This window comes from Terriglobales bacterium, assembly GCA_035624455.1.
In the GTDB taxonomy this organism is placed as follows: Bacteria; Acidobacteriota; Terriglobia; order Terriglobales; family Acidobacteriaceae; genus DASPRM01.
On record DASPRM010000095.1, the window covers coordinates 37809 to 43808 of the forward strand.

Genomic DNA, 6000 nt, shown 5'->3' on the forward strand with positions numbered 1-6000 from the left:
CGGGCTCAGGGATGACCCACCTTCCTGCGAACGAAGCCCCTGCGCCACATAAGGCCCGAGTCCCGGGTGGTTATAATTCTATTAATGCCCACCAAGGTTGACCCGCAGCAGCAGGTTGAGGCCCTGCGCGAGCAAATTCGACATCACGAGTATCGCTATTACGTTCTTGACGATCCCGAGATCAGCGACGCCGAGTTCGATCTGCTCATGCGGGAACTTAAGTCGCTGGAGGCCAAGTACCCCGAACTGCAGGCGCCCGACTCTCCCACCCAGCGTGTCGGCGGCAAGCCACGCGAAGGCTTCGTCAAAGTGGAACATTCCTCACCCATGCTCTCGCTCGACAATGCCTACAACCCGGAAGAGTTACGCGACTGGGAGAGAAGGGTGCATGAACTGAGCGGGCAAAGCACGGTCGAGTATGTCTGCGAACTGAAGTTGGATGGCCTCTCCATGGCCCTGGACTACTCCGGGGGAAGGTACCAGCGAGCGGTCACCCGCGGCGACGGCAGCGTGGGGGAAGAGGTCACGCCCAACGTGCGCACGATCCGTTCGGTGCCGCTTGTGGCTGACCTTGGCAACTCCGGACTGCCAGAAGCGTTCGAGGTTCGCGGTGAAGTGGTCATGCCGCTCAAGGCTTTCGAGCGAATGAATGAGGAGCGCGAGCGGCAGAATCTCGCCAAGTTCGCCAATCCGCGCAATGCCGGGGCGGGAGCCGTACGGGTTCTCGATCCTTCCATCACCGCCAGCCGACAGCTGGATTTCTTCGCCTACTCGCTGCTGGTCGCTGGCAAGGTTTACCTCCCCAAACAATCGGACGCATTGGAAGCGCTGTCGAAGGCGGGCTTCAAGGTGAACCCGCGGTGGCGAACGGTGAAGAACCTGGAAGAGGTTCAGCGCTACATCGAAGAATGGGAAGGCAGGCGGGAGAGCCTGCCCTATGAGATCGACGGCATCGTGATCAAGGTGAACCAGGTTCCGCTGCAGCAGCGGCTGGGATTCACCGGGAAGGCGCCGCGCTGGGCAATCGCCTACAAATACGCGGCCCGGTCCGGCGTAACACAGGTTGAGGATATTAAGGTGTACGTAGGGCGGACCGGAAAGCTCACGCCGGTTGCTCACTTGAAGCCGGTGCCTATCGGGGGCACGACCGTCAGCCGGGCGACACTGCACAATCAGGACGAAATCGAGCGCCTGGGGGTGAAGATCGGCGACTGGGTGATGGTGGAGCGCGGCGGCGACGTCATCCCCAAAGTCGTAAAGGTGATCGAGGACAAGCCGAGGGGTCAGCAGGAATTTGACATGCCTGACCGCTGTCCGGTGTGCGATAGCCACGTCGTGCGCGAGGAGGGAGAAGTCGACTCCCGGTGCGTGAACGCCAACTGCCCGGCAAAACTGCACGAGACGATCCGCCATTTCGCCTCGCGCGGGGTGATGAATATCGAAGGCATGGGCGATGCGCTGGTCAATCAGCTCGCCGAGCGCGGGCTGGTGAAAAATGTGGCGGATATCTACCGCCTGACCCTGGACCAGCTCATAGGCCTGGAGCGCATGGGCAAGAAGTCGGCGCAGAATGTGCTGGATGAGATTGAGGCTTCGAAGAAGCTGCCGCTGGAGCGCGTAATCTACGGGCTGGGGATCCGTTTCGTCGGGGAGCGCACTGCGCAGTTTCTGACCGAGCACTTCGGCTCTTTGGATGAACTGATGAATGCAAGCCTGGAAGAGCTGGAAGAGGTGAACGAAGTGGGACCGCGCATCGCGGTAAGCATCCGTGAGTTTTTCGATGAACCCAAGAATCGCGAGCTAGTGGAGCGATTGCGGGAGGCCGGGCTTCAGTTTCAGGGCAAGAGGAAGGAGCGCGGGACTTCGCTGGCGGGCAAGACCTTTGTACTAACCGGCACGCTGGCAAATTACAGTCGTGACCAGGCGAAGAAAATGATAGAAGATGCGGGCGGGCGGGTGTTGGGATCGGTGAGCCGCAAGACCGACTACGTGGTGGCGGGAGAAGAAGCCGGATCTAAGCTCGACAAGGCGCGGGAGTTCGGGGTCCGTGTCATCGATGAGCAAGGGATGCTCGAACTTGTGCGCTCGGGTTCTTGATCGGCCGGACCCGGTGAGAGAATTCAAACGGAGGAAGGAAGCGTGCTGCTGATTTCTATTCTGCTGGCGCTGTTGCCACTGGTGGGAATTGCCTGGTTTCTGATCACAACCCCAGGGCTGACGGTCGACAACCTTTTTACCACGCTCATCCTGTTGGGCATCTCCAGTATTTTCGGAATCAACGTACTCATTGAACTCTACAAGCGCGGCCTGCTGCCGTTCCTGAAACCAAAGCTGGAGGCCGCAGGAGTGGCAGGATATGCAACCAGCGCCAAGGGCCTGGGAGCGGTAGCACTGGCATCCGCCAATGGCGTGCTGCGGGAGAAATGCTTCATCCAGAGCGTGGATTTTTACGAAGCCTCGGTGGGGCAGCACGACAAATCCGTAGTCATGCTTCGCCCCGATGGTGCCAAGGCGGACAAGATGGTGGTTTTTCTCGGCGACGTTCGCAATGCCCTGCAACCAGGGACGAAAGCCGTGATCACGTACCGCGCCGAACAGGAAGGACATGCGCTGCTGAGCCGGGATTACGCGTAAGAGAGCAATCAGCAGTCAGGAATCAGCACTTAGCCACAACACTTAGCAGGAGTCCTTTTCCGCGGCTAGCCCTCATGCCGTGAATGCCCGCGATCCGAGACCCCCGGATGTTAAACTCAATGCTTGCCCAGTCGCCGACCAGCCAGCCCTATGATTACCGGCCGACGATAGCCTCATGATCGCCCAATGAGTGATGTTCGACGTGGTCTCATCATCGTCAATACCGGTCCGGGCAAGGGCAAGACCACGGCTGCCATGGGCACCGCACTGCGCGCCGTGGGCAATGGCATGCGCGTGCTGATGCTGCAGTTTCTGAAGGGCTCGTGGCACTATGGCGAGCTCGATGCGGTGAAGGCCTTCGGGGACCGCTTCGTGATGAAGCAGATGGGCCGAGGCTTTGTGAAAGTAGGCGGGACGGAAACCGATCCCGAGGATATCCGGCTGGTGGAAGAAGCCTGGACGGAAGCCGAAAAGGCGATCCTGAGCGGCGAATGGGACCTGGTGGTGCTGGACGAAATCAACTACGCCATCAGCTACAGGATGCTCGACCCGGCACGAGTGGTGGAGGTCCTGAAGCGCAAGCCGGAGATGGTGCACGTAATCTTGACCGGCCGCAATGCGCATCCGACAATTGTCGAGCTTGCCGACACGGTGACCGAGATGCGCGAGGTCAAGCACGCCTATCAGAAGGGCATCATGGCGCAGCGTGGGATCGAGTACTAGGATCGGGTGATCGGGCAAGTTGCAATCGGATAATCTGACGATGGGTGATTGAAGATCGGGTGATCGGGGGAAGCAGGATCGAACTGATTGCTAAGTGCTAGTTGCTAATTACTGCTGTTATGGCTTGGTTCAGACGAGAATCCGGCGCGATTGATACTTCGGGCGAGAAGAAGGTGAAGACCGAGGGTCTATGGGTGAAGTGTGACAACTGCCGGAAAATTATCTGGAAGAAAGATCTCGACGCCAACCTGAACGTCTGCCCCTATTGCGACAAGCACTTCCGCATCGACGCGCGCACCCGGCTATCGCAGCTGCTCGATGATGGGGTGTATCACATCGAAGATGACAATCTGATCAGCACCGATCCTCTGAAGTTTTCTGACCTGAAGCCCTACGCGGGACGCCTCCGGCAGGCGCGGAAAGATACCGGCTTTACCGACGCGACCATTAACGCTCGCGGCACGCTGCAAAGCCGCCCAGTGATCGTCAGCGCCATGGAGTATTCCTTCATCGGCGGAAGCATGGGCACGGTGGTGGGTGAGGTGATCACGCGTGCGGTTGAGAAGGCCACCAATGAGCGAATCCCATTAATCGTGGTTTCAGCTTCCGGTGGTGCGCGGATGATGGAGGGCGTCGTCAGCCTGATGCAGTTGGCGAAGATCTCCGCCGCCCTGGCACGCATGGACGACGCTACGGTGCCTTACATCTCGGTGCTCACCGACCCGACCACCGGCGGCGTTACCGCTTCCTACGCCATGCTGGGAGACCTGAATATCGCCGAGCCGGGTGCGCTCATCGGATTTGCCGGGCCACGAGTAATCGAGCAAACGATCCGTCAGAAGCTACCCGAAGGCTTTCAGCGCAGCGAATTTCTTCTGGAACACGGCATGCTTGACGCCGTGGTGCACCGCAAGGATCTGAAGTCCTATATTGCACGCGCGCTCGACTGGATGTCGCCCAACGGCCGGACTAGGTAATGCGAGGCTCAAGATCGCCAGCCCGGCGCGCGACTTGTGGCCGGGTTCCTCGAAACTGCTAAGCTGAAAATCACATGGCACCCAGCTACCAATCGGCAGTGGAGCAGTTGTACGAACTGGGACACGAACTGGCGAGCACGCCGTCCCACAAGTTCGATCTGGCCCATATGCGCGTGCTGCTGCGGGCATTAGGCGATCCACAGCGCAATTTCCGTTCGGTGCTGATCGCCGGAACCAATGGCAAAGGTTCAACCGCAGCTACCCTGGCGTCTATTCTTCAGGCCGCAGGTCATCGCACGGGACTGTACACTTCTCCGCACCTGATGCGGGTAAACGAGCGCATCCGCGTCGATGGGAAGGAAATCACCGAACCCGATTTTGCCTTGAGCCATGACCGCACCGAGCATCTGGCAAACTGGCTGGTCTCCCGCGGGGAACTTCCATGGCATCCCAGCTTTTTCGAGATGCTGACCGCGATGACCTTCGAGCATTTCGCGCGTAGCGGAATCGAGATCGGCGTGCTTGAGGTCGGCATGGGCGGAAGGCTCGATGCCACCAACGTGGTGGAACCGCTAGTTTCGCTAATCACCGATATATCTTTAGACCATCAGAAATTTCTCGGTAACACGATTGCTGAAATTGCCGCCGAGAAGGCCGGGATAATTCACGAGGGTGGACTGGTCGTGACTTTGCCACAGCATCCGCAAGCCAACGACGTGATTGGCCGAGTTGTGCTGGAACGCAATGCCACGGCAGTCAACGCTGCCTGCTACGTGCCACCTGTGACGCCCGGGGTAGCGGGAACGGTGTGGGATCCGCGCCGCCAGGCGGAGCACTGGGCGAGGAGCCGATATCCCCTCCAGGTGATGGGGAAAGAAATAACGGTGGATTCGCCGCTCGTGGGGCGGCATCAGTTGCGTAACCTGGCGCTGGCGATTGCCGCGGCCGAGGAGCTGAACCGACTTGGAATCTCGATCAGTCCCGATGCAATTGAGCGAGGAATTCGCGAGACCCGCTGGCCGGGAAGATTCCAGGTCATTCCACCCAGCTCGGGCTTGCCGGAGATGGTTTTCGATGTAGCTCACAATCCCGCCGGAGCATGGGCATTGCGCGCCGCACTTTCGGAGCGCTTCGAGGGTCGGCGGATCACTTTGCTCTTCGGTGTGCTGCGCGATAAGGCAGTTGGCGAAATTGCCGAAATCCTTTTTCCGCTGGCCGAGCAGGTGATCGCGACGGGGGTAGACAATCCGCGGTCAGCCAGCCCAGAGGAGATATGGGACGCCGCAGCAAAGACCGGGGCGGAAGTTGCTACTGAACCAGAGTTCGGCAAAGCTATGGAATTAGCCGCCAAAACCGCCACGACCAGCGGATTGCTAGTGGCGACGGGATCGATTTACCTGGTTGGAGCAGCCTTGCAGTGGCTAAAGAGCCGCTGAGCGGAAAAAGAAGTTGCGGCAATAAATTTCCCGTCAGCTGATACGCAGGTTTCGGCACAATTTCATTATTGAGAATCTTCAAATGCGGCATCCAGTGCGGATTCTGCTGGGTTTTGCACATTGAGAGTGGGTTCCCGGATAGGGAATATGCGGTTGGGAGGTAGCTCATATAAGCAAAACATGCGCCAAGAGCGGCTTTTGCCCAGAATGAAATTCTGGGTTTGCCCCAG

Annotated in this window: 5 protein-coding genes; all 5 read left to right on the forward strand. The window is 58.9% G+C overall.

Translation table 11 applies throughout. The annotated features are described in order from the left end of the window. Nucleotides 1–84: 84 nt before the first annotated feature. The 5 genes from ligA (at nucleotide 85) to VEG30_10335 (ending at nucleotide 5770) form a co-directional block, all read left to right on the forward strand. A complete protein-coding gene (gene ligA / locus VEG30_10315) occupies nucleotides 85–2097 on the forward strand; it encodes an NAD-dependent DNA ligase LigA (protein ID HXZ80312.1) in 2013 nt (670 codons plus the stop codon). A 42-nt stretch (nucleotides 2098–2139) separates the two neighbouring features. Then, nucleotides 2140–2634: a hypothetical protein gene (locus VEG30_10320; GenBank protein HXZ80313.1), complete on the forward strand. Its 495-nt coding sequence runs from the start codon at nucleotides 2140–2142 to the stop codon at nucleotides 2632–2634. Nucleotides 2635–2820: 186 nt separating this feature from the next. Further along, nucleotides 2821–3357: a cob(I)yrinic acid a,c-diamide adenosyltransferase gene (cobO, locus tag VEG30_10325; GenBank protein HXZ80314.1), complete on the forward strand. Its 537-nt coding sequence runs from the start codon at nucleotides 2821–2823 to the stop codon at nucleotides 3355–3357. 119 nt (nucleotides 3358–3476) lie between these two features. Continuing rightward, entirely contained in the window at nucleotides 3477–4334 is an 858-nt protein-coding gene (accD, locus tag VEG30_10330) for an acetyl-CoA carboxylase, carboxyltransferase subunit beta (protein ID HXZ80315.1), read from the forward strand. A gap of 74 nt (nucleotides 4335–4408) precedes the next feature. Then, a complete protein-coding gene (locus VEG30_10335) occupies nucleotides 4409–5770 on the forward strand; it encodes a folylpolyglutamate synthase/dihydrofolate synthase family protein (GenBank protein ID HXZ80316.1) in 1362 nt (453 codons plus the stop codon). Nucleotides 5771–6000: the final 230 nt, after the last annotated feature.